We start from the raw sequence: 25,076 nt of genomic DNA, 5'->3' as shown, positions 1-25,076 counted from the left end.
TCTGCACGGGCGGTTTTCTTGGGGGAGCGCGTCTTGGCGCGCTCCCCTATTTGTCTCGCTCAGGATGTTTGCGTCATGCCGCTCAGCACCAGCCTTGCCCTAATCCTGATGGCAGGATCCTCCATCGCCGCGCCGCAGTCCTTCGACCTGTCGTCGGGCAGCGCCACACGGCAGACGCCCTATCAGGCTGGCGGCCATGGCATGGAGCCGGGCAGCACGGACGATGACTTCCTGTTTTCGGTGGCGGTGCCCGACGGCACCTATCGGGTGACGCTGACGCTGGGCGACCGCAAGGCAGCCGGCGAAACCACGGTGAAGGCCGAAGCGCGGCGGCTGATGCTGCGCAATGTCGCAACCAAGAAGGGGCAGTTGGTCGAACGGCAGTTCCTGGTCAATGTCCGCAGCCCTGCCCTGCCGCCGCCGCCCGCCAATGCGCCGGGCGGAACGGCGGTGCGGATCACTCCGGGCGATGCGCGCGAATATACGTGGGACGACCGGCTGACGCTGGAATTTCTGGGCAAGCCGCAGGTCGCTTCGGTGACGATCGAACCGGTGAGCGCGCCGACCCTTTTCCTCGCCGGCGATTCGACGGTTACCGATCAAGCAGCCGAACCCGCGGCAAGCTGGGGTCAGATGCTGCCGGCGATGCTGGACGGCACGGTTGCCGTGGCCAATCATGCGCGTTCAGGTGCGACGCTGAAATCCTTCCTCACCGACCTGCGCTTCGACAAGCTGCTGTCGGCAGTGAAGCCGGGCGACTGGCTGTTCATCCAGTTCGGCCATAATGACCAGAAGCAGGAATGGCCGCAGACCTATGCCGATGCGGCCACCACCTACCCTGCCTATCTGCGCGCCTATATCGCCGAGGCGCGGCGGCGCGGCGCCCATGCGGCACTGGTGACATCGCCCGAACGGCGCAATTTCGACGAGAGCGGTCACATCAAGGATACGCTGGGCAGCTATGCGGATGCGGTGCGCAAGCTGGCGGTGGAGGAGCGAGTGCCGCTGATCGACCTGAATGCCGACAGCCGGGCCATTTATGAAGCGCTGGGGCCGCAGGTTTCGCCGACCGCCTTCAATGATGGCGGCAAGGACAAGACCCATCATGATAATTATGGCGCCTGGCTGATGGCGAGCGCGGTGGCCGAGCGGATCAGGGCACAGATTCCCGAACTGGCGCCCCATATCGTCGCCGCACCCTTTGTGCCGGCCCAACCGCCGAGCGCGACGCAGGTGGCGATCGTGCCGAGCCGGGCGCATAGCGATGTGCGTCCGGCGGGTAACTGAGGCATGCAGAAGATGAGCCGGCGCGAGATGAGCCTGGGCCTGGCCGCCGGCGCGCTGCTGGCGCCCGGCACCGCCTTCCCCTTTGCCGGTCATGCGGCGCGGCGTTTCGACGTGCGCGATCATGGTGCGCGCGGCGACGGCATCGCGATCGACAGCGATGCGATCAATGCCGCGATCCTGGTCGCGTCGCAGGCGGGGGGCGGCACGGTGCTGCTGCCGCGGGGCCGCTACCTCTGCTTCTCGATCCGGCTGAAGAGCCATGTCACCCTGGTCATCGGCGAAGGCGCGGTGATCGAGGCGGCCGATCCGGCGCGCCATGGCGGCCGCTATGATTTGCCCGAGACGGGGATCGACCAGCTCTACCAGGATTTCGGTCATAGCCATTGGCACAACAGCCTGATCTGGGGCGAGGATCTGATCGAGGTTGCGATTCTTGGCCCCGGCATGATCCATGGCCTGGGCCTGACCCGCGATGGGCCGGGTGCGCGCTGGAAGAAACAGGCGGGCGAGCGGCCGCTGTCGATGCGCGGGATGAGCGACGCGCAGATTGCCGAGCTGGAGCCCGATGCCGCGAAGATGAATGGCCTTGGCAACAAGGCGATCGCGCTGAAGAACGGCCGCAGCATTCATTTGAGCGGCTTTTCGATCCTGAAGGGCGGGCATTTCGCGATCATCGCGACCGGCACGCAGCAATTGCGCATCGACAATCTGGCGATCGACACCGAACGCGACGGCATCGACCTGGACTGCGTGCGCGACGTGGTGGTGGAACGCTGCCGGGTCAATTCGCCCAACGACGACGGCATCGTCGTCAAGAGCAGCTATGCGCTGGGCCGGGCGATCGCGTCGGAAAATATCCTGATCCGCGACTGTGACGTGTCCGGCTATGACATGGGATCGATGCTGGACGGCACCAAGCGCACCACGCAGCAGATCGCGCCCGACCAGGACCGGGTCACCGGCCGGATCAAACTTGGCACCGAGAGCAACGGCGGATATCGCAATATCCGGATCGAGGATTGCCGCTTCACCCGCTGCCGCGGGCTGGCCCTGGAAACAGTCGATGGCGGGGTGATGGAGAATGTCGTCGCGCGGCGGCTGACCATGCGCGAGGTGACGACCGCGCCGATCTTCCTGCGCATTGGCGACCGGCGCCGCGGGCCGGATGGCACCGGCATCGGCGCGATCAACGGGGTCGAGATCAGCGAGGTCGATGCACGCGGGATCGATCACAGATTTGCCGCAAGCATTGCCGGCCTGCCGGGCCATCCGGTGCGCGACGTGACGCTGCGCGATGTGCATCTGGTCTATCAGGGTAGCGGCACCGCGCAGGACGCGGCGCGCAGGCCGGCCGAACTGGCCGATGCCTATCCCGAACCCAGCATGTTCGGCGTGCTGCCCAGCTGGGCGCTATGGGCGCGCCATGCCGAGCGGCTGACGATCGAGCGTTTTACGGCGGAGACGGCGACGCCTGACGCGCGGCCACCGGCGCTGTTCGGCGATGTCGCGGGGCTGACGATCCGCAACAGCCCGATCCTGGCGCGCTGAAACGGACATCGTCCCACCCATTCTTAGCATTTGACGAACATGTGGGACGATGTTACCCAAATATCGGTTTCGAGTTCCATAATATGGTTCACAGGGGAGAGCCGATGTCCGTCCACGCCTTCAAGATGCAGCTCAAGCCCGGCGTGGTCGCGGAATATCGCAAGCGCCATGACGAGATCTGGCCCGAATTGTCGGCGCTGCTGACCGAGTCGGGCATCCATGATTATTCGATCTTCCTGGACGAAGAGACGCTGAGCCTGTTCGCGGTGCTGAAGCTGCGCGAGGACAATAGCCGCGACAGCCTGCCCGACCATCCGATCATGAAGCGCTGGTGGGATTATATGGCGCCGCTGATGGAGGTGCAGCCGAGCAACCAGCCCAAGGAATGGCCGCTGTCGCTGCTGTTCCACATGGATTGAGTGCAGGGATAGGCTGACATCCATGCGTAGCTTCATCGCCGCCCTCGCCCTTGGCACCATGCTGGCCACGCCTGCGCTTGCGCAGCAGGCCAAGCCGACCGCCAATCTCTCCGCGCCGGTCAAGACGTTCGGCCGCGTCTCCTATGATGCGCGATCGCTGATGATCGACGGCAAGCGGATGGTGATCTGGTCGTCGGAATTCCATCATTTCCGCCTGCCCTCGCCCGATCTGTGGCGCGACATCCTCCAGAAGATGAAGGCGAGCGGCTTCAACAGCGTCGCCGTCTATTTCGACTGGGGTTTCCACAGCCCGAAAAAGGGCGTGTATGATTTCAGCGGTATCCGCGACATCGACCGGCTGCTGACGATGGCGGAGGAGGAAGGCCTCTACGTCATCACCCGCGCCGGCCCCTATGTGAATGCGGAACTGTCGCGCGGCGGCTTTCCCGGCTGGCTGGTCAACCAGCGCGCCCGCGCCCGCACCGATGACCCCGATTATATGGCGGCGGCCGACGAATGGCTGACCAAGGTCAACGCGATCATCGCCAAGCACCAGATCAACAATGATCCGAGCCGCAAATATGGCGTGATCCTGCACCAGATCGAGAATGAGCTGGCGATGACCACGCCGGCCCAGCGACGCTACATGGATCATCTCTATGCCAAGGCACGGGCCGACGGCATCACCGTGCCGCTGTTCCACAATGACCAGGGCCGCAACGGCTATTGGGCGCCGGAAAGCAGCAAGGTGGACAAGGTCGTTCACGGCCCCAACGACATGTATGCGTTCGACGGCTATCCCGGCGGCACCTGTACCGTGGACGGTAAGCCGACGCGCGGGTCGGCCGCGCCCGACTGGGGCTATTATGGTCCCGGCGGGGCCAAGGGCGGCGCATCCGCGTCCCCGGACACGCCCGGTTTTCTGGCCGAATTCGGTGGCGGCTGGTTCGACTATTGGGGATCGAACGGCGGCTATGAATGCAACGCGATCCAGCGCGGCAAGCGGTTCCAGCGCGTCTTCTATGGCACCAATCTCGCCAATGGCATCGGCATCCAGAGCTTCTACATGGGCTATGGCGGCACCAGCTGGGGCTGGCTGCCTGCACCGGTGGTGTTCAGCAGCTATGATTATGGCTCCGCCATTTCCGAGCCGCGCGAAATCCGCGAAAAGGCGCTGGAGATGAAGCAACTGGGCGGCCTGATCGCCTCCGTCCCCGACATGGCCGGGATGATCCCGGCCGGGACGCCGGAGATCAGCTCGCCCAATATCCAGGTCTATCACAACAAGAGCCCGGAGACGGACGCGCGCTTCCTGATGGTGACGCACAAGCCGTCCAACGGGCAGACGAGCGATGCTTTCAGCTTCACCGCCGACCTGCCCGATGGCCGCTACACCGTGCCGATGCAGCTCAATGGCTTTGACGCCAAATGGCTGGTCGCGGGCGTGACGCTGGGCGGGCAGCGGCTGGTCTATTCCAGTTCCGAACTTCAGTCGGCGCAACAGATCGACGGCAACGACCTGATCCTGCTCTATGGCCGCGCCGGCGAGCCGGGCGAGACCGTGCTGCGCTACGCTACCGCGCCCAAGGTTACGGTAGTTGAGGGGCAGGCGAACAGCGCGTTCGATGCCGCCAAGGGCGACCTGAAGCTGGATTACAGCCATCAGGGCCGCGCCGTGCTGCGGATCGAGGGTGGCGGGCGTCCGCCACTGACCCTGATCCTGGCCGATGAGGCCGAGGGCGCGCGCTACTGGCGCGAGAAGGACATGCTGGTGCGCGGGCCGGCGCTGGTGCGCAGCGCCGTTGCCAAGGGCGGTTCGTTGGTGCTGACCGGTGACACGGCTGCCGCCAGCCCGCTCGAAATCTGGGCACCAAAGGCGGTCCGCTCGGTCAGCTGGAACGGCGCGAAGGTGACAACGAAGGCGACAGCCATCGGCAGCATCGCAGCGGTCCAGCCGCTCGCCGGCCCGGCGGATGTCGCGCTGCCGGCGCTCAACGACTGGCGCATGGCGCAGGGTTCGCCCGAGGCGCAGCCCGGTTTCGACGACAGCGGCTGGCAGGCGATCGACAACCGATCCTATGCCAGCACCACCGCCAAGCCCGACGGCCAGCCCAATATGCTGATGGACGCCTATGGCTTCCATGATGGCGATGTCTGGTATCGCGGCCGCTTCACCGGGTCAGCCGATGCCAGGGCGCTGTCGCTTTATTATGGCGCGGGCGGTTCGGGACTGGTGCAGGCCTGGATCGACGGCAAGTTTTTGGGCGAAGGCGAAACGTCCGGCGGCCTGCCGCGGCCGATCACCACCGGCACCGCGCGCTTTGCCCTGCCGGTGGAGGCGCAGGCGGCGGGCGAGCATGTCATATCGGTCATGGTCCGCAACAATGGCCATAACTGGGATCTGGACAGCGACGATTTCCACAAGGAAGCGCGCGGCCTGGTCTCCGCATCGCTGGAGGGCGGCCCGAGCGGACGCAGCTTCGCGGTGCCGATCAACTGGAAGATCCAGGGCAAGCAGGGCGGCGAGGATCTGCCCGATGTCGTCCGTGGTCCGGCGAACAATGGCGGCCTCTATGGCGAGCGGATGGGCTGGCACCTGCCCGGCTTCAACGATGCTAGCTGGGCCAAGGTCAGCGTGCCCGCGACCCAGGCGGCGGCCGGAACGAGCTGGTATCGCACCAGCTTTGCCCTCAACGTGCCCAAGGGCCAGGACGCGACCATTGGCCTCAGCTTCGGCGACGCCAGCAAGCCGCGTTCGCCGGTCCGTTACCGTGTGCTGGTCTTCGTCAACGGCTGGAACATGGGGCAGTTCATCGCCCATGTCGGGCCGCAGCGGACCTTCCCCATTCCCGAAGGCATCCTGAACCACAGGGGCCAGAACCATGTCGCGCTGGCCGTCACGTCCGACGGTCAGCCGGGCGATGCGCTCGAAGCCGTGCGCCTCGTCACCCTACGCAATGTGAAAGGCGGTCTGCCGGTGCAGATGGTGACCGCGCCAAACGCACCTTCAGACCTCAAGGAGACCAAGTAAGTGGCCGCTCTCACCCATGATGTACCGCGCCAGCAGGTCGTCGAATCCATCGACCGGCTGATGGACAATCTCGTCAATATCAAGGACGAGACAGGCGAATTCCTGCTCCATCTGGAAGATGGCCGCATCATCGACACCAAGGGCTGGGCCGGATGGGAATGGACCCACGGCGTCGGCCTGTTCGGCATGTGGCGCTATTTCGAGCAGACCGGCGACCAGAAGGCGCTTGGCATCATCAAGCAGTGGTTCGAGGATCGCTTTGCCGAAGGCACGCCGACCAAGAATATCAACACGATGGCCCCGTTCATAACGCTGGCCTATCTGTATGAATATGAGCCCGACCCGCGCTACATCCCCTATCTGGACGTCTGGGCCGAATGGCTGATGGCGGCCGATGGCCTGCCCAAGACCGAAGAAGGCGGGTTCCAGCACATCGTCTATAATGACGTGAATCCCGGCGAGATGTGGGACGACACGCTGATGATGTCGGTGCTGCCGCTGGCCAAGATCGGCCTGCTGCTGGGTCGCCCGGCCTATGTCGAGGAAGCCAAGCGCCAGTTCCTGGTCCATATCAAATATCTCTATGACACGAAGACCGGCCTGTGGTTCCACGGCTGGGACTTCAACGGTCGCCACAATTTCGCCGAAGCGCTGTGGGCGCGCGGCAATTGCTGGGTGACGATCGCCATCCCCGAGATCATCGAGATTCTCGACCTGAAGGAAGGCGATTTCTTCCGCACCTTCCTGATCGACACGCTGGCCGCCCAGGTGAAGACGCTGGCCGAGACGCAGGACGCCGAAACCGGCCTGTGGCACACGCTGATCGTCGATCCGACCAGCTATCTGGAAGCATCGGCCACCGCCGGCTTTGCCTATGGCATCCTGAAGGCCGTGCGTAAGGGCTATCTGCCGCGCCATTATGAAGCGGTCGGCATCAAGGCGGTGCGCGGCGTGCTCGCCAATATCGACGAGACCGGCGAGCTGCAGCAGGTGAGCTTCGGCACGGCGATGGGTGACACGATGCAGTTCTACAAGGACATCGCGCTCACCTCCATGCCCTATGGCCAGAGCTTGGCCATGTGCGCACTCGGCGAGTTCCTGCGCACCTATATCTGAGTCACGGGAAACGGGGATCGAGGGGTAAATGGAAGGACCGTTCGATCGCCGTTTCCTGCTGAAAGGTGCCGCCGGCATATCCATGCTGGCGGCACTGCCCGCTTTCGGCCGCGCCCTGCCGCAAGGCATCGTCAATGTCCGCGATTTCGGCGCGAAGGGCGATGGTAGCCATATCGACAGCCCCGCGATCGACCGGGCAATCGCCTTTGCCGCGCAGCGCGGCGGCGGGACCGTCTATGTGCCCCCCGGCCGCTATGCCAGCTATACCATTCACCTGAAGAGCAACATCACCCTATGGCTGGACCGGGGCGCCACCCTGCTGGCCGCATCAGTGCCGCTGACGGGCCTCGCCAGCGGCGGCTATGACGCGGCCGAGCCGCAGGATCCGGCGATCGCCCCCTATCAGGATTATGGCCATAATCACTGGCGCAACAGCCTGATCCATGGCGAGGGGCTGCATGATATCGCGATCTGCGGCGACGGGCTGATCTGGGGCAAGGGGCTGAGCCGGGGCCATCCCGACACGGATCGGCCGGCTGCCGAACTGCCCGGCGTCGGCAACAAGGCGATCGCGCTCAAGAACTGTCGCAATGTTGCGCTGCGGGACTTTTCGATCCTGGAGGGCGGGCATTTCGCCCTGCTGGCCACCGGGGTCGACAATCTGCTGATCGACAACCTCACCGTCGACACCAACCGCGACGGCTTCGACATCGACTGCTGCCGCAATGTGCGGGTGAGCAACTGCACGCTTAACACCCCCTATGACGATGCGATCGTGCCCAAGTCCAGCTATGCGCTGGGCTATCCGCGCGCGACCGAGAATGTGACCATCACCAATTGCCATGTCAGCGGATCCTATGTCGTCGGCACGCTGCTGGACGGGACATTCCGGCCGCTGGCGCGCAATCGCGACACCTGGCTGCTGGGCCGTATCAAGTGCGGCACGGAGAGCAATGGCGGGTTCAAGAATATCACGATCAGCAATTGCGTGTTCGACCAATGCTGGGGGCTGGCGCTGGAAACGGTGGACGGCGCGGTGATGGAGGATGTGACGATCAGCAACATCGCCATGCGCGGCTGTCACAGCCCGGCCCTGTTCCTGCGGCTGGGCCGGCGGATGCGTGGGCCGGCCGGCGCGGCGGTGGGATCGATGCGGCGGGTGCTGATCGACAATATCACCTGCCAGAGCGGGTCGATGCTGCCGTCGATCATCGCGGGCGTGGCCGGACATCCGGTCGAGGACGTCCAGATCAGCAATATCTTCATCGACCAGCCGGGCGGCGGCGACGCGGCGATGGCGGCGATCGATCCTCCGGCGAAGGAAGAGGATTATCCCGATCCCGACCGGTTCGGGCCGTTGCCGGCAAGTGGCTTCTTCATCCGTCATGCCCGCAATCTGGACCTGAGCCATGTCGAGGTGCGGACGCGGGCGGCGGACGCGCGGCCGGCCTTCTGGCTGAAACATGTCGAGGGGTTTGACGGGTCCTATCTGAAGATGCCGGGCGGCGCGGGTGCCTTCCGGCTGGAGCATGTGACCGGCTTTCGCAGCAGCGCAATCCACGACCTGCCGGACCGGCGGATCGACACGGTCGGCATGGTGCGTTTCTGATGCGCTGGTGGCTCGCGCTGCTGCTGCTTGGCGCTACGCCGGCGCAGGCGGCGGACTGGGTGCGGTCGGCGGCGCAGCGGGGGGACTTCCCGCTGGTGGCGCAGGGGCAGGCGGCACGGATCGTCACCGATCCGGCCGACGACACCGTGGTGCGGATTGCCGCCGATGACCTGAAGCAGGATATTGGCCGGGTCACCGGCGCGGCCGAAGGCGGCGCGGCACAGGTCTGGATCGGCACGCTGGGGCATAATGCAGCGATCGACCGGCTGGTGGCAGGCAAGCGGATCGACGTCGCGAAGCTGAAGGGCGCGTGGGAGAGCTTCCTGATCCTACCGGTCGAGCGACCGGCGCCCGGCGTGGCGCGCGCGCTGCTGATCATCGGCAGCGACCGGCGCGGCACCGCCTATGGCGCCTATGAACTGTCGCGCGCGATCGGCGTGTCACCCTGGCACTGGTGGGCCGATGTGACGCCGCTGCATCGCGATGCGCTTTATGTCGCGAAGGATGCCCGGCGCTTCGGGCCGCCTTCGGTCAAATATCGCGGCATTTTCCTGAATGACGAGGATTGGGGGCTGGTGCCCTGGGCCGCGGGCCGTCATGCGCCCGGCGAAAAGCCGCTGGGGCCGAAGACTTATGCACAGGTTTTCGAGCTGCTGCTGCGGCTCAAGGCCAATCTGCTATGGCCGGCGATGCACAAGGTGACGACGCCCTTCAACGCCGACCCGGCCAATGCGGCGCTGGCCGATCGCTATGCCATCATCATGGGATCGAGCCATGCCGAGCCGATGCTGCGCAACAATGTCGGCGAATGGACCGCCCCGGCCGAGGATTTCGATTATCTCAAGAACCCCGACGGGGTGCGGCGCTATTGGGACGAGCGGGTACGCAGCAATGCCGGCTATGAGAGCATCTGGACGCTGGGGATGCGCGGCATCCATGACAGCGGCATGGTGGGGCCCAAGACGGTCGAGGAACGGCGCGCCACGCTGGAGCGCATCTTTGCCGACCAGCGGGCGATGCTGGCCAGGGCCGGTGCGGCCGACGCGCCGCAGGTCTTCACCCCCTACAAGGAAGTGCTGGACGTCTATCGCGCGGGCCTCAAGGTGCCGGACGATGTGACGCTGATGTGGCCGGACGATAATTTCGGCTATATCCGCCACTTCCCGGATGCCGCCGAGCGGGCGCGCAAGGGCGGATCGGGCGTCTATTATCACCTCTCCTATCTGGGTGCGCCGCTCTCCTACCTATGGTTATCCACAACCCCACCGATGCTGATCCGGGAGGAAATGGGGCGTGCCTGGGATGCCGGCGCGCGGCAGGTCTGGGTCGCCAATGTCGGCGATTTGAAGCCGGCGGAGCTGGCCACCGACTATTTTTTGAGCCTCGCCTGGGCTGTGGATAAGGTGCGGGCAAAGCCTGTGGATAAGTTTGTGGACGACTGGGCGGCGGAGAATGTCGATGCCGCGCAGGCGCCTGCCATTGCGGGGATATTGCGCGATTATCATCGGCTGAATTTCGCCCGGCGGCCCGAGCATCTGCAGTGGAACCTGCCTGTGGATAAGTATCGGCAAAGCCCGCTGACGATCGGCGAGGCGGATGCACGGCTCGCGGCGTTCGCGGCGATGGAAGCGACGCTGGCGCAAGTGGAGCCGGCGATCCCGGCCGAGCGGCGCGACGCCTTCTACGAATTGCTGGCCTATCCGGTGCGCGCATCGGCGGCGGCCAACCGGCGCTTCTTCGCGGCGGAGGCGCATGACCGGCTCCGCGACAGCGACCTGGCCGAGGCGACGCGGCGTGGCAGGATCGCGCATGACGCGGACAGCGAAATTGACAGGCTGACGACCTATTACAACCGCGAACTGGCGGGCGGAAAATGGCGCGGAATCATGGCGGTGGGGCCGGCGGACGGGCAATGGCGCAGCTATCGCCAGACGCCGGTGATCCTGCCGCCGATAGATGCGCTGGCGCCGCCGGCCGGACCGGCGAAGGCGCAGCCAGCCGCCCCTGCCCTGCCGCTGCTGACGCCGGACCGATTCGCCGGATGGACGCGCGTGGAGGGGCTGGGTCGCCATGGCGCGATGCTGGCGCCGGGCACCAAGGTCGGGTCGAGTCGCGCGACGATCGACCTGCCGCCGGGCGAATGGACCGTGCTTGTGGATATCTTGCCGACCTATGCCGACAAGGATGGCGACGCACTGCACCTGACCATCGGCATCGATGGCGTGACGCAGGTGCTGGAGAGTCGGCGCGAGACCGGCAGTCGCGACTGGGCGATGGGGGTGCTGGACAATCGCGCGACCATGACGATAACGCAACGACTGAGCGGCGGGCGGCATGTCGTGACGCTGGAGCGCGCCGATTCCGGCGTGCTGATCGAAGCGATCCGCTTCGTGCCGGCGACCGCAGAAAAGGCCGAGAACGGCTTGCATTAGTCTCATATCGTGTGATAGCCGTTCACTATGTGGCATATATCTCATATGCCCGCGCGCGTCAGAACAAGAGCCCAAGCGCCGATCATTGCCCTAGGCGGAGGACCTGAATTGCCCGAGACTGCCCCATCCACCGCGCGTCCCGTCCGCCTGCAAAATTACCTCGCCTATGGCTCCAACGACGTGCTGGGCGCGGGATCGATGGCGGTCATTTCCGGCTGGGTGCTGATCTTCTACACGCAATTCTGCGGGCTTAGCGCCGGGCAGGCGGCGACCATCTTTGCCGTGGCGCGCATCCTGGACGCCTTCGCCTCGCCGATGATCGGCTATATTTCCGACCATTTCGGCGGTACCTGGCTGGGCCGCAAATTCGGCCGCCGCCGCTTCTTCATCCTGGCCGCGATCCCGCTGCTGCCAAGCTTTGCATTGATGTGGCTGCCGGGTCAGGGCTTCTGGTATTATCTGGTCAGCTATGTGCTGTTCGAGCTGGTCTATGCGATGGAGATCATTCCGTTCGAGACGCTGGCGGCTGAAATGTCGACCGACTATCGCACCAAGGCGAAGTTCGCCGGGTCGCGCATCCTGTTCGGTCAGGCATCGGCGATCCTGGCCGGCTTCCTGCCGCTGTGGCTGATCAACGCGCTGGGCCGCGACAGCGCCGACACCTTCTTCTACATGGGCATCATCTTTGCCGCCTTGTTCATGGTGACGGCGGGGCTGCTCTACCTGTTCAGCTGGGAACGGCATCTGCCCGGATCGGCCGAGGCGATCGGCCAGCATCCGGTCGGCGCGGGCGGGCCGGGACAGGCCTTGAAGGCGCTCTACCGCAACCTGTTTTCCACCATGCGCATCCGCGCCTTCCGCCTGCATCTGGGCATGTATCTGGGTGGCTATATCAGCCAGGACATCTTCAACGCGGCCTTCACCTTCTTCGTGATCTTCGCACTCGCCGGATCGACGGCGATCGCATCGGGCCTGCTGGGCACCATGTATATCGTCCAGTTCGTGGCGGTGATCATCGCCATCAACCTGGCGCTGCGAGCATCGCCGGCCAAGGCCTATCAGGTTGCCGCCGCCGACTTCGCGGTCGGCTGCCTGACGCTGATCGGCCTGTGGTTTGCCGGCGTGCCGGCGACCAGCCCGTGGATCTGGCTGCCGATCATCCTGTGCGGCCTGGGCCGCGGCGCGCTCAACTATATTCCCTGGGCGACCTACAACTATATGGCCGATGTCGACGAGATCGTGACCGGCCAGCGCCGCGAAGGCAGCTTTGCCGGGGTCATGACCTTCGTGCGCAAGGCGACGCAGGCGGCGGCCGTCGCGGGCGTGGGCTTCATCATGCAGGCTGGCGGCTTCGTGTCGGGCGCGGCGGAACAGAGCCATGGCGCGATCCTGACCATGGCGCTGCTGCTGGGCGTCGGCACGGTCGGCTGCCTGGGGCTGGGCATCTGGGTGTCGACCAAATTCCGCCTGAGCCCGGCGACGCACGACATATTGATGCGCGAGATCGAGCATCTGCGCAGCGGTGCGCGCACGCCGACATCGCCGGTGGCGGCCGAAGTGGTCGAGGATCTGTCGGGCTGGCGCTATGACCAGCTGTGGGGCCGCAACCCGGTCGCGCAATAAGGGCTGGTCAGACAATAAGGGAGAGGGACATGGGCAAGAGGATGCTATTGGGTGCGGCGCTGCTGGCGATGGTCGCCGCATCGCCGGCGCAGGCCCAATATTGGTCGCGCAGCTGGATGGCGGCGCCCTTGGTCAACCGCGCCCCGCCGGAAAAGCATCCCGATCTCAACGACCGCACCGTCCGCCAGGTCGTGCGCCTGTCGAGCGGCGGGCAGCGCATCCGCATCCGCCTGTCGAACGAGATGTCGGTCAATCCGCTGCTGGTGGGCAGCGTGCATGTCGCGCTGGCCGGCGAGAATGGCGCGATCGTGCCGGGCAGCGACCATGTCGTGACCTTCAACCAGGCGCAGGGCGCGACCATCCCCGCGCGTGCGCCGCTGTTGAGCGATCCGATCGACCTGGCGGTCAAGCCGCTGACCCGGATCAGCATTTCCATCCATCTGCCGCAGGGCGCGGCGGATGCGACCGTCCACAGCTACTCGGCGGCGACGACCTGGACCGCGCCGGGCGACCAGACCGGGGCGGAGACGCTGACCAGCCCGACCGTCATCGGGCCGCGCGTGGTGATTTCCGCGGTCGAGGTCGATAATACCAAGCGCGGCACGGCGATCGTGACGCTGGGCGATTCCATCACCGATGGCGTGCGCGCCACCCCCGACAGCAACCGGCGCTGGCCCGACCTGCTGGCCGAACGGCTGCAGAAGGCGGGGCGCAAGAGCGTGGGCGTGGCCAATGCCGGGATCAGCGCCAACCGGCTGCTGAGCGAGGCGGACGGCTATAATGCGCTGGCGCGGTTCGACAGCGACGTGCTGGCGGTGCCGGGCGTCACCCATGTCGTCATCCTGGAAGGGGTCAACGATCTGGGCGGGGCGGCGCGCGACAAGCGTCCGATGCTGACGCCGCAGACCGTCATCGGCGCCTATCGCCAGATGATCGCGCGGGCGCATGACCGCAATATCAAGGTCATTTTGGCGACCATCCTGCCCTATAAGGGCGCGGGCTATTGGAGCGCGGAGGGCGATGCGGTGCGTGTCGCCGTCAATGACTGGATCCGCACGACCAAGGAGGCCGACGGCTTCGTCGATCTGGCCAAGGCGGTGGCCGATCCGGCCGATCCGTCGCGCATGGCCAAGCCCTATGATGTCGGCGACGCGCTGCACCCCAATGACGAAGGCTTCCGCGTCATGGCCGATGCGTTCGACCTGAGGCTGTTCAAATGATCGCATCGCTGCTGTTGATGGCGGCCGCCGCGAGCGGGCCGGTGGCGCCCAAGCCGCTGCTGCGCGATCCGGTGCATGATGGCGCGGCCGATGCGTCGACCGTCTATGACCGCAATAGCGGCGAATGGGTGATGTTCTACACCAATCGCCGCGCCGACCTGCCCATGGAGGACGCCAAGGATGTCCGCTGGGTCCATGGCACGGCGATCGGCACGGCGCGGTCGAAGGACGGCGCCAGGTGGCGCTATAGCGGCACCGCGACGATCCCGACCAGTTGCACCGGCGAGACGCTGTGGGCGCCAGAAGTGCAGTGGCTGGAAGGCCAGTGGCATATGTGGCTGACGGTGGTGCCGGGCGTCTATCGCGACTGGAATGCACCGCGCTTCATCGTCCATCTGACCAGCCCGGACCTCAAGAGCTGGACCTGTGGCGAGCGGCTCGATCTCGGCTCCGACCGGGTGATCGACGCCAGTGTTTTGGCGTTACCGGGCGGCGGCTATCGGTTGTTCTTCAACGACGAGCGGATGAACAAGGCGATCCGCACTGCCGACAGCAGCGACCTCATCCACTGGAGCGTCAAGGACCGGCTGACCGATACGCCGGGCGAAGGGCCCAAGGCGTTTCGCTGGAAGGGCAAATATTGGCTGATCTCCGACGCGTGGAAGGGGCTGCTGGTGATGCGCTCCGACGACGGGACGCACTGGACGCGCCAGCCGGACTATATATTGGCGACGCCCGGCAAGGCCCCGACCGACCGGGCCAAGGGCCAGCACCCCGACATCATCGTGTCGGACGACCGGGCCTATATCATCTATTTCGTCCATCAGGAGGGCGAGGATGAGGCCAAGGCCAATCCCGACTGGAAACGGCGGTCGGTGCTGCAGATCGCCGAACTGACCGAGAAGGACGGGATCGTCAGCGTCGATCGCGATGCGCCGGCGCATATACGACTAAAGCCCTGATCGCCGCGATTTTCCTTGCCCGTAAAAGTGGCTAGGAAGATGGACGATGCAGAAAGCCGCGAAGAAGAAGCCGCCCACGATCCGCGAGGTCGCCGCCCGTGCTGGCGTGTCGATGATGACCGCATCGCGCGCGATCAACGGCAAGGCGCTGGTCAGCGCCAAGTCGCAACAGGCAGTCGAGCAGGCGGTCAAGGATCTGGGCTATGTGCCCAATGCGTCGGCGCGTGCGCTGGTGGGCAGCGCCGACCGGCGGGTGGCCTTGCTGCACAGCAATTCGACGACATCGGCCTATCTGGGCGAACTGCTGCTCGGCGCGCTGGGCGAGGCGCCGCAGCGCCATCTGCATCTGGTCGTCGAGCAATGCGCGCCCGGCGCCTTTGCCAAGGAGATCGTCGATCAGGTGTCGAAAGCGCATGTCGCCGGCGTCATCCTGCCGCCGCCGCTGTGCGACTGGGCTGAGCTGGTCGAGGCATTGCAGGCGCGCGACATCGCCGTGGTCGGCATCGCGCCCGATGGCGATGTGCCCGGCATGCTGGCGGTGGGGACCGACGATCGCCATGCCGCCTATGACCTGACCCGGCACCTCATCGACCTTGGCCATCGGCAGATCGGCTTCATCTCCGGCAATATCCGCCACCGCGCCAGCGCCCGACGCCTGCAGGGTTTTCGCGACTGCCTGGCCGACCGGGGCATAAAGCTGGACGAGCGCTGGATCGTGCCGGGCGACTTTTCCTATCGATCGGGGCTGGACGCGGCCGAGCAGTTGCTGAGCCTCGATACGCCGCCGAGCGCCATCTTCGCCTGCAACGACGATATGGCGGCGGCGGCGATCACGGTGGCGCATCAGCGGCGGATTAACGTGCCGGGCGACATCACCATCTGCGGTTTCGACGACACGCCATTGGCGAGCGCGATCTGGCCGGCGCTGACGACGATCCGCCAGCCGATCCGCGACATGGCGCGCGAGGCGATCGGCCTGCTGGGCGCCCATTTCAGCAGCCAGGACGATGGCGCCGGCGAAGAGGCGCTGGGCCGGGTGAAGCTGGATTATCAGCTGATCCGGCGCCAGTCGGATGCCGTGCCCTCACGGCATTGATTACAAGCTGCCAGCATGTTGACGCATCGGCAGCTTGAACCGCTCAGGCGCCGCGCGGGCTGATCAAAGCCCGCTTAAGGTGACAGCGATGTTTACAGGAAGCCGACCTGCCTGAGCCAGGCTTCGCACAGGCGCGGCCAGAGCGAGACGGGCTGATACGGCGTGTCGAGCGCGAAGCCATGGGGGGCGTCGGCGAAGATGTGCAGTTCCGCGCTGCCGCCCGCATCCTGCCAGGCGCGGCTGAGGCGATGGGCGTTTTCGACCGGCACCACCGGATCATTGCCGGCATAGACGATGAAGGCCGGCGGCGGGCCGGGCAATAGTTGCGCGTCGGGCTGGAGCGCGTCGTAGAGCGCCTGCTTTTCCGCCGGCGGCAGCGGCGGCTTGTCGGCGACGATGGTGCGGCCTTTGGCATTGGTGGAGATGGGCGCATAGCCGATGACCATGACGTCGGGCCGCTGTGGCGCGACATCGCCCCAGTCCGCCGGATAGTGCGCGGCGAGGCAGGCGGCGAGATGGCCGCCCGAGGAGAGGCCGACGACGCCGACGCCATCGGGCGCCAGGCCGGAGGCACGGATCATCCGCATCGCAGCGAGCGCATCGTCGAGCGGCGCGGACGGGCCGGTGCCGGCATGGGGGAAGCGGTGGATGAGGACGAAGGCATGATAGCCGAGCGACGTCAGCCAGCGCGCGACCTGAACCCCTTCGCGTCCGGCCATCAGCGCGACATAGCCGCCGCCGCCCAGGACGAGCATGGCACGGCCATTGGGCTTGTCGGGCGCATAGCCGAGCAGCACCGGGCGATCGACGGCGGTGACCACCGCCTGTTCGGGCGCGGCATTGGCGTCTTCCAGCGCGAAGGCGCCGCTTGGCGCATCGCGCAGCGGCCAGACCAGATCAGCAGCGAGCATCGGATACTCCCATCGGGCAGCCATGGGTGGGATAGGCTTCGCCATCCAGCTCCACGGCCTCGCGCACGACCTCCAGCCGATCGCCGGCGTCGCGCATTTCGTAGAATTTGGCGATCGCCCGCTTGAACGGGCGGTGGAGGACCAGCATCAGCTTGCCATCAAAGGCATGGAACAGCATGCCATGGCCGCTGTCCTGCATGATAAGCGGCCCAAGCTGTTCCCAGGGGCCGGCAAGCGTGCCCGATTTTGATCGAGCCTGCGCCTGGACATAGCCGCCCTTCCCCCAACTGGACCAGAGCATCAGCAGGGTGCCGTTTTTGGTGCGATAGAGTTCGGGGCCGTCGGTGACATAGCCCATGTCCCCTTCGGGCTGTTTCTGGCCGATCACCCAATCGGCGTCATTGGCGCGGAACAGCAATTGCGGCTTGCCGGCGGGCGAGAGATCGTCCTTCAGCGGTAGCGCCTCCATGGTGCCGACACCCATCTGCAGCCATTCATGGGCATAGACCATCCAGGGCTTGCCGGCCGGGTCGACATAGAGGCTGCCGTCGAGCGTCATGACATTGGGCCCGGTGACCGGCTCACCCTTGTGGATAAGCTGATAGGGGCCATCGACCCGGTCGGCCACCGCCAGCAAGGTGGCGCGGCGATAAGTGGGGCGCTTGCCGCTGGCGGGGATTGCCGCCTTGTCATTGTGGAAGGTGGCGAAGAGATAATAGCGCCCCTTCCAGCGATGCACCTCCGGCGCCCAGCCGCCGTCATCGGCCCAAACATCCTTCGGCAGGGCGAAGACCAGCTTGGGTGTCTGCCAATGGGCGAGGTCGGTGCTGGCATAGGCCATGATGCCGATGCGCGGATCGCCGGTGACGGCCGGGTCATTCTTCGAGAAGAGCCAATAAGTTCGGCTCGCCTGCTCCGCCACGACGAAGGGATCATGGATGCGCAGATGCAATGTCAGCAGCGGCGCGTCGGCCGCTGCCAGCGGGGCGGCGAGCGTCAGCAGCAGGGCGGCGAGCCAGCGGCGCATCAGCTGGCCAGCCTGTTGCCATAGCCGATGATGAGGGTGGCGAGGATCAGCAGGCCGACGCCGCTCCACACCATGCGGCGGACTGCCGGCGCGGCATCCTTCCACTCGCGGAAGGCAAAGCCCCAGCAGGTGCCGAAGATGATGATCGAGGCCATGTGCAGCGTCCAGCTGGAGAAGCCGAAGCGGCCCATCTGGCTTTCCCCCATGGTGTAGAAGAAGAACTGGAAATACCAGGCCGTGCCGGCCACCGCGCAGAGCAGGAAATTGGGCAGCAGCTTCGGGCGCTGGCCGCTGGCGTCGGGCGCGCCGGCCCACTGGCCCGCCGACTTGTTCCTGGCGATCAGCCAGCCGCACCAGAGCGCGTTGGTGATGAGGCCGCCGAACATGACGAGACAGAGGGTGGGAAGGCCGGTCCAGAGCGGACCGGTGCCGGCGGCGGCCGACAGTGCCTTGACCGGTTCACCGGCGGCGAGGCCGAAGGCAAAGCAGCTCGACATGATGCCGGAGAAGATGGCGACGGCGATGCCCTTCCTGAAATCGAACTCGGCGACGGCTGCGGCCTTCTGCTCGGCCGAAAGCGCCTCATCCTTGCGGGCGCCGGCGCGGGCGACGACGACGATGCCGAGCACGGTGACGGCAAGGCCCAGCAGGACGATCTGGCCATGCAGGGTGCCGGCAATTTCCGTCATGAAGCTGCCGTCGAAGATCGGCGGGATGAGCGTGCCGAAGACGGTGCAGAGGCCCAGCACCACCGCCATGCCGAGCGAGAGGCCGAGATAGCGCATGGTGAGGCCATAGGTGAGACCGCCAAAGCCCCAGAGAAAGCCGAAGAAGATGCACCAGCCGACGACGGACGAGGGCACCTGTGCCATCACGCCCATCAGGTCATTGGTCTGGACCGAGGCGAAGAACCAGGGCGCGATCACCCAGGAGAAGATGCCGCCGGTCAGCCAGAAAATCTCCCAGTTCCAGCGCTTCACGCCGCGGAAGGGGACATAGAAGCTGGCCGAGGCGAAGCCGCCGAGCCAGTGGAAGAGGACGCCGAGCAGAGGATTGGGGGTCATAGATCTAGTCCCAGGCGATAGAGGCGATTGGCGTTGCCGCCGAACATGGCGCGGCGATCGGCTTCGGGGAAATCCGACACGATGGCGTGATAGGATTCCATATAGCGGTCGATCGGGCCGAACAGCTTGTCGGTCGGCGTGTCGCTGGCAAAGGCGCAGCGTGTCGTCCCGAACATGTCGATCGCCTCATGCACTAGTGGCGCGATGCCGGCCATGGTCCAGTCGCGGCGGATGAAGCCCATGCCCGACAGCTTGACCGCGACATGGGGCAGCGCGGCGAGCGCCTTCATGCCCCGGCGCCAGTCGTTGAGGCCATCCGGGTCGGTCAGCACCGGCATGCCCATATGGTTGATGATGACCGGGATGTCGGGATGCCGCTCGATCAGCGGGACGAGGCCGGGCATCTGCCCCGGATAGCATTGCAGGTCAAAGGAGAGGCCATGTTTGGCGAGCAGGCCATAGCCCGCCTGCCATTGCGGATCGACGGTGAGGTCGACCGGGCCATAGGTGCGCTGGGGATCGGCATGCCAGTTGACGATGTGGCGGATGCCCTTGACGCGGGGATGGGCAGCCTGAGCGGCCAGCAGCGCATCGACATCCGGGTCGTTGAGGGCGGCGAAGGCAACGAAGCCGGTGGGGAGGCCATCTACGGCGGCGAGCGTGTCGAGCCACTGGGTCTCGCGCAGCGCGCTTTCCGCAGCCGCGCCGGCATCGACATGGACGGCGCCGATGACGTTCCAACGGGCAAGGTCTTCGCGATAGTCGGCCACGCCATAATTGCGGGCGATCGGCTCGACGCTGCCATTGGGGCCATCGTCCGAAAAGGGCGGGTTCAGCCAGTCGTAGCGGATATGATTGAGATCCCACAGATGGATATGGGCATCGACAAAGGGGATCATGCGTCCTCTCCCACGAACAGTTCAGCAGCCTCTTTCCGTTCGGGCTGAGCGTAGCGAAGGCTTCGGCTTCGCTCAGCCTGCCCTTCGACAGGCTCAGGGCGAACGGGGAGAAACTGGCATAAATCGCGGCGCGCCGGGCTCTTGGATGGCCGGTCGCGCCGCGTAGAGGCTTGGGTCAGAAGGTGGTGCGGCCGCCCGAGGTGTCGAAGGTCGACGCCGTGGTGAAGCTGCATTCCTCGCTGGCCATGAAGCAGACCATGGCGGCCGATTCCTCGACCAGGCCAAGCCGGCCCATCGGGATCTTCGAGCGCATATAGTCGACCTGGCTCTGCGGCAGCTGTTCCAGGATCGGGCTTTCGAAAGTGGCCGGGGTCAGCGCATTGGCGATCACGCCCTTGCCCGCCAGTTCCTTGCCGATGCTCTTGGTGAGGCCGATGACGCCGGCCTTGCTGGCCGAATAGGCGCTGGCGTTGGGATTGCCTTCCTTGCCTGCGACCGAGGCGAGATTGACGATCCGGCCATAGCCGTTTTCGAGCATGAAGGGCACGACTTCCCGGTTGCAGTAGAAGAGGCCATTGAGGTTGATGTCGATCACCCGCTGCCAGCTGTCGACCGGATAGTCCCACACCGTGGCGGTCGCGCCGGTGATGCCGGCCGAGCAGACGAGGACGTCGATCTTGCCCAGCGCATCCGCGCTGGCCTTGGCGGCGGCGGCGACGGCGGCCTGATCGGAGACGTCGAGCGCAACCACATGGGTCGCGCCGACTTCCTGGCTAGCAGCGGCGAGGGCGTCGGCGTTCAGATCCCACAGGACCACCTTGCCGCCTTCTTCGACGATGCGCTTGGCGACCAGCTTGCCCAGGCCCGAGGCGCCACCGGTGACGATGGCGCAGCGACCTTCATAGCGTCCGGAAAAGACGCTCATCCGAGCACCTCGTCACCCAGGTGGCGCCATTCCACGACATTCTGCTTCTGGCTGCCGAGCTTGGCGATGCCCAGTTCCATGACGTCGCCGGCCTTGAGGTAGACGGCCTCAGGCTTCTTGCCCTCGCCCACGCCCGGAGGGGTGCCGGTGATCATCAGGTCACCCGGATAGAGGGTGATATATTCGCTGACATAGGAAATGAGCTGGGCGACGTTGAAGATCATCGTCTTCGTATTGCCGGTCTGCATCCGATCGCCATTGACGTCGAGATACATGTCGAGATCCTGCGGGTTGCCGATTTCGTCGGCGGTCACCAGCCAGGGGCCGACCGGGCAGAAGGTGTCATGACCCTTGCCCTTGCTCCACTGGGTGCCGCGCTGCTTCTGGTTGAAGCGTTCCGACACGTCGTTGACGAGGACATAGCCCGCGACCTTCGACAGCGCCTCTTCTTCCGACACGAAGCGGCAGGTTTCGCCGATGACGACGCCCAGTTCGACTTCCCAGTCGCCATGGGTCGCGCCCTTGGGCAGCATCACTTCGTCATTGGGGCCGTTGAGCGACGACAGCGCCTTCATGAACATCATCGGCTCGGTCGGGATCGGCAGGTTGGATTCGATCGCATGGTCCTCATAGTTGAGGCCGATGGCGACGATCTTGCCGATGCCCTTGACCGGCACGCCATAGCGCGGGTCGCCATCGACGACGGGGAGCGAGTCCACATCGACGCCCTTGGCGGCGGCGAGGCTCTCGATCGTCAGGTCGGCGACGACGCCGGAGAGGTCGCGAATCTTGCCTTCGGCATCGATCACGCCGGGCATTTCCTGGCCACGCTGGCCGAAACGAACAAATTTCATGGGATCACTCTTTCTCTGTTCAGGCGATCAGTGGGTATAGGGACGGTGCATCGCGATGTCGGGGTTCAGGTCGACGCCGAAGCCCGGCTTGTCGAGCGCGGTCACCTTCATGCGGCCATTTTCCGGCACCGGTTCGCCCAGCAATTGCGGGTGGAACATCGGCACCACTTCCGTCGGCCCCGGATGCATCATCAGGAACTCGGCGAAGGGCGAGTTGTGGCGGGTGATGACGAAATGATAGCTGTAGACCGACGAGCCATGCGGCACGACCATCTTGCCATGGGCGTCGGCGAGCGCGCTGATCTTGAGCAGTTCGGTCACGCCACCGCACCAACCGACGTCGGGCTGGATGATGTCGCAGCAATCCATTTCCATCAGCATGCGGAAGCCCCAGCGGGTCGCTTCATGCTCGCCGGTGGTGACCAGCATGCCCTTGGGCACGTTGCGCTTGAGCTGCTGGTAGCCCCAATAATCGTCCGGGCTGATCGCTTCCTCGATCCACTTGAGGCCCAGCTCATGCGCGGCGATGGCGAGGCGGGTGGCATAGTCGACGTCGAGCGCCATCCAGCAGTCCCACATCAGCCAGAAATCATCGCCGACCTTGGAACGCATGTCGGCCAGTTCGGCGATATTCTTCTTGAGGCCCTCAATGCCTTCGGCCGGGCCGTGGTGGAGCGCCATCTTGCCGCCGATGAAGCCGAATTCCTTCGCCTTGTCGGGGCGCGCGCCGGTGGCGTAGAATTGCAGTTCGTCGCGGACCGCGCCACCGAGCAGATGATAAACCGGTTCCTGGCGCAGCTTGCCGAGCAGATCCCAGAGCGCGAGGTCGACGCCGGAGATGGCGTTGATGACCAGGCCCTTGCGGCCATAATATTGGGTCGAGAAATACATCTGGTCCCAAATCTTCTCATAGTCGGTAGGCGACCGGCCTTCGAGGAAACGGGCGAGATGCTTTTCGACGATATAGGCGGCGGGCTCGCCACCGGTCGTCACGGCGAAACCGACGGTGCCGTCTTCCGCTTCGATCTCCACCACCAAGGTGCCGAGCACATTGATGCCGAAGCTCTGCCGCGACTGGCGATATTCGGGATATTTCGACATCGGCGTCGCGATGTGATCGTCGATCCAGTGGCCTTCGCCCTGGTCATGATAATCGGCACCGCCGCCGCGCACGGTGAAGGCGCGGACATGCTTGATCTTCGGCAACGTCACGATGGGCACGCTGAAACTCCCTTGGGCCAGACCCATCGCAAGGGGATGGGCAATAACACTTCCACCATATGGACAAAATGCGCACAACGTGGGGCAATTGAGGGGAAGAATCGCGTCCGGCCTCTCCTACACCCTTGTTTTTCTCATTTTGTGGGATAGAGTGTTAGTAGATGAGACAAAATACGTCAAACCCGGAATCGGGTCCGCGAGAGGAAAAGTCGAAGACGCAGGGGTCGCAGACCCTTCAGCGCGGGCTGGACCTGCTCGACCAGGTGATCGACGGGCCGGTGAAGCTTGCCGACCTGTCCGAGCGCATGGGCCTGACGCGCTCCACCACCCATCGCCTCGCCAATGCGCTGGTCGAGCGCGGTTTCCTGACTTTCCTGCCGCGCGAGGGCTATCAGCTTGGCCCCAAGCTGCTGCAGCTCGGCTTCCTGGCGCAGAGCCAGGCCGACGTGGTGCAGATTGCCCGCCCGCATCTGGAAGCGCTGGCCGCCGCAAGCGAGGATGTGGTGCATCTGGGCCGGCTGGACGGCGACCAGGCGCTCTATCTGGACAAGATCCCCGGCCGCCGCCGGGTCGAGATTTCGAGCCGGATCGGCGATCGCCATCCGCTGACCTCGACGGGCCTTGGCAAGGCGCTGATGCTGGACGATCCGGAGGCGGGCTGGACCCGGCTGCTGGAGAGCGAGCGGGAGAACGGCACCCATGATGCCGACCCGGCCACATGGCTGGAGCGGATGCGCGGCTATGTCGCGGCCGGGCGCGCGTTCGACCTGGAAGAGAATGAGGACCAGATACGCTGCGTCGCCGCCCCGATCCGCGATGCATCGGGCGCGATCGTCGCCGCCATCAGCCTGTCGAGCGCCGCCCAATATATGGACGATGAGCGCATGGCATCGCTGAGCGACGAGGTCCGCGCCGCCGCGCAGAAGGTCAGCGCCGATCTGGGCTGGACCCCCGGCGTCAAATCCCCCCGCCGCCCGGTGCGGCGCTAATCCAAGGAAATGCTCGCATGAAGCTGCTTGAAGGCAAGACCGTCCTCGTCACCGGCGCATCGACCGGCATCGGCCGGGCGGCCGCCATCGGCGCCGCCCAGCATGGCGCCGACGTCGTCATCAACTATGCCCATAGCGACGGCCCGGCCGCCAGCTGCGTCGCCGAGATCGAGGCGCTGGGCCAGCGCGCGATCGCGGTGAAGGGCGATGTCGCCGATCCGCAAACCGCGCAGGACTTCGTTGCCAAGGCGGTCGAGGCGTTCGGCAAGGTCGACGTGATGGTCAGCAATGCCGGCATCTGCCCGTTCCATGGCTTCCTCGACATGCCGGTCGACGTGGTGGAGCGCACCTTCAAGGTGAACCTGCACGGCGCCTATTTCATGGTGCAGGCGGCCGCGCAGCAGATGGTGAAGCAGGGCCATGGCGGGTCGATCGTCGCCGTCTCCTCCATCTCGGCGCTGGTCGGCGGCGAGTATCAGACGCATTACACCCCGACCAAGGCGGGCGTGCATTCGCTGATGCAGTCCACGGCGATTGCGCTCGGCAAATATGGCATCCGTTGCAACAGCGTGCTGCCCGGCACCATCCTGACCGAGATCAACAAGGATGATCTGGCCGATGTCGAGAAGCGCGAATATATGGAAAAGCGCACCCCGCTCGGCCGCCTGGGCGCGCCCGAAGACCTGGCCGGGCCGATCGTCTTCCTGGCGTCGGACATGGCCGCCTATGTCACCGGCGCGGCGCTGCTGGTCGACGGCGGCATGTATGTGAACCTGCAATAAGATATTGAGCGCCGTCATGCCCGCGAAAGCGGGGATGACGGTATTCAGGAAACAGGACATC

General features: G+C 65.3%; 20 protein-coding genes. 13 read left to right on the top strand and 7 right to left on the bottom strand.

Annotated features, from left to right (window positions below; genetic code table 11):
- Positions 1 to 75: 75 nt before the first annotated feature.
- The 11 genes from CG471_RS03340 (at position 76) to CG471_RS03290 (ending at position 16,343) form a co-directional block, all read left to right on the top strand.
- A complete protein-coding gene (locus CG471_RS03340) occupies positions 76 to 1,287 on the top strand; it encodes a rhamnogalacturonan acetylesterase (RefSeq protein ID WP_099230620.1) in 1,212 nt (403 codons plus the stop codon).
- A gap of 12 nt (positions 1,288 to 1,299) precedes the next feature.
- Positions 1,300 to 2,835, top strand: a complete 1,536-nt coding sequence (locus CG471_RS03335) for a glycoside hydrolase family 28 protein (RefSeq protein ID WP_099230656.1) — start codon at positions 1,300 to 1,302, stop codon at positions 2,833 to 2,835.
- A gap of 104 nt (positions 2,836 to 2,939) precedes the next feature.
- Positions 2,940 to 3,254, top strand: coding sequence for an L-rhamnose mutarotase (locus CG471_RS03330; RefSeq protein ID WP_037508075.1), 315 nt, complete (start codon positions 2,940 to 2,942; stop codon positions 3,252 to 3,254).
- A gap of 22 nt (positions 3,255 to 3,276) precedes the next feature.
- Positions 3,277 to 6,285 (top strand): beta-galactosidase, encoded by a 3,009-nt coding sequence (locus CG471_RS03325; protein WP_099230618.1) that lies wholly within the window; start codon positions 3,277 to 3,279, stop codon positions 6,283 to 6,285.
- Complete coding sequence (locus tag CG471_RS03320; RefSeq protein ID WP_097385011.1) at positions 6,286 to 7,401, top strand: glycoside hydrolase family 105 protein; 1,116 nt, start codon at positions 6,286 to 6,288, stop codon at positions 7,399 to 7,401.
- A 28-nt stretch (positions 7,402 to 7,429) separates the two neighbouring features.
- Positions 7,430 to 9,010 (top strand): glycoside hydrolase family 28 protein, encoded by a 1,581-nt coding sequence (locus CG471_RS03315; protein ID WP_099230616.1) that lies wholly within the window; start codon positions 7,430 to 7,432, stop codon positions 9,008 to 9,010.
- Entirely contained in the window at positions 9,010 to 11,442 is a 2,433-nt protein-coding gene (locus tag CG471_RS03310) for a glycosyl hydrolase 115 family protein (RefSeq protein WP_099230615.1), read from the top strand. The genes CG471_RS03315 and CG471_RS03310 overlap by 1 nt, the downstream gene beginning before the upstream one ends.
- Before the next feature lie 108 nt (positions 11,443 to 11,550).
- A complete protein-coding gene (locus tag CG471_RS03305) occupies positions 11,551 to 13,065 on the top strand; it encodes an MFS transporter (protein WP_017500972.1) in 1,515 nt (504 codons plus the stop codon).
- Positions 13,066 to 13,094: 29 nt separating this feature from the next.
- Positions 13,095 to 14,285 (top strand): SGNH/GDSL hydrolase family protein, encoded by a 1,191-nt coding sequence (locus CG471_RS03300; RefSeq protein WP_099230613.1) that lies wholly within the window; start codon positions 13,095 to 13,097, stop codon positions 14,283 to 14,285.
- The gene (locus CG471_RS03295; protein WP_099230611.1) at positions 14,282 to 15,247 is read left to right on the top strand and encodes a family 43 glycosylhydrolase; all 966 of its coding nucleotides are present in this window, start codon (positions 14,282 to 14,284) and stop codon (positions 15,245 to 15,247) included. The genes CG471_RS03300 and CG471_RS03295 overlap by 4 nt, the downstream gene beginning before the upstream one ends.
- 46 nt (positions 15,248 to 15,293) lie before the next feature.
- A complete protein-coding gene (locus CG471_RS03290) occupies positions 15,294 to 16,343 on the top strand; it encodes a LacI family DNA-binding transcriptional regulator (RefSeq protein WP_099230609.1) in 1,050 nt (349 codons plus the stop codon).
- Between the two features lie 92 nt (positions 16,344 to 16,435).
- Here CG471_RS03290 and CG471_RS03285 read toward each other — a convergent pair whose 3' ends face one another.
- The 7 genes from CG471_RS03285 to rhmD form a co-directional block, all read right to left on the bottom strand.
- Positions 16,436 to 17,254 carry an alpha/beta hydrolase gene (locus CG471_RS03285; protein ID WP_099230607.1) on the bottom strand — a complete coding sequence of 273 codons (819 nt, stop codon included), beginning with the start codon at positions 17,252 to 17,254 and terminating at the stop codon, positions 16,436 to 16,438.
- The gene (locus CG471_RS03280) at positions 17,241 to 18,281 is read right to left on the bottom strand and encodes a glycoside hydrolase family 43 protein (RefSeq protein WP_099230605.1); all 1,041 of its coding nucleotides are present in this window, start codon (positions 18,279 to 18,281) and stop codon (positions 17,241 to 17,243) included. Before CG471_RS03280 ends, CG471_RS03285 begins: the two co-directional genes overlap by 14 nt.
- Positions 18,281 to 19,345 (bottom strand): L-rhamnose/proton symporter RhaT, encoded by a 1,065-nt coding sequence (gene rhaT / locus CG471_RS03275; protein ID WP_099230603.1) that lies wholly within the window; start codon positions 19,343 to 19,345, stop codon positions 18,281 to 18,283. Before rhaT ends, CG471_RS03280 begins: the two co-directional genes overlap by 1 nt.
- On the bottom strand, positions 19,342 to 20,244 hold the full coding sequence (locus tag CG471_RS03270; protein WP_099230601.1) for an amidohydrolase: 903 nt from the start codon (positions 20,242 to 20,244) through the stop codon (positions 19,342 to 19,344). The genes rhaT and CG471_RS03270 overlap by 4 nt, the downstream gene beginning before the upstream one ends.
- 175 nt (positions 20,245 to 20,419) lie before the next feature.
- A complete protein-coding gene (locus tag CG471_RS03265; protein ID WP_097385001.1) occupies positions 20,420 to 21,169 on the bottom strand; it encodes an SDR family NAD(P)-dependent oxidoreductase in 750 nt (249 codons plus the stop codon).
- On the bottom strand, positions 21,166 to 22,023 hold the full coding sequence (locus CG471_RS03260) for a fumarylacetoacetate hydrolase family protein (RefSeq protein WP_099230599.1): 858 nt from the start codon (positions 22,021 to 22,023) through the stop codon (positions 21,166 to 21,168). The genes CG471_RS03265 and CG471_RS03260 overlap by 4 nt, the downstream gene beginning before the upstream one ends.
- Before the next feature lie 27 nt (positions 22,024 to 22,050).
- A complete protein-coding gene (gene rhmD, locus CG471_RS03255; RefSeq protein ID WP_017500963.1) occupies positions 22,051 to 23,271 on the bottom strand; it encodes an L-rhamnonate dehydratase in 1,221 nt (406 codons plus the stop codon).
- A 134-nt stretch (positions 23,272 to 23,405) separates the two neighbouring features.
- On the opposite strand from rhmD, the gene CG471_RS03250 reads away from it, so the two are divergent.
- Positions 23,406 to 24,233, top strand: a complete 828-nt coding sequence (locus CG471_RS03250; RefSeq protein WP_004209343.1) for an IclR family transcriptional regulator — start codon at positions 23,406 to 23,408, stop codon at positions 24,231 to 24,233.
- Positions 24,234 to 24,250: 17 nt separating this feature from the next.
- On the top strand, positions 24,251 to 25,015 hold the full coding sequence (locus CG471_RS03245; protein WP_099230597.1) for an SDR family NAD(P)-dependent oxidoreductase: 765 nt from the start codon (positions 24,251 to 24,253) through the stop codon (positions 25,013 to 25,015).
- The last annotated feature ends 61 nt before the right edge of the window (positions 25,016 to 25,076 follow it).

This window comes from Sphingobium sp. IP1 (assembly GCF_002708645.1).
Classification (GTDB): domain Bacteria; phylum Pseudomonadota; class Alphaproteobacteria; order Sphingomonadales; family Sphingomonadaceae; genus Sphingobium; species Sphingobium yanoikuyae.
This window is presented reverse-complemented; position numbering and strand designations above follow the sequence as displayed.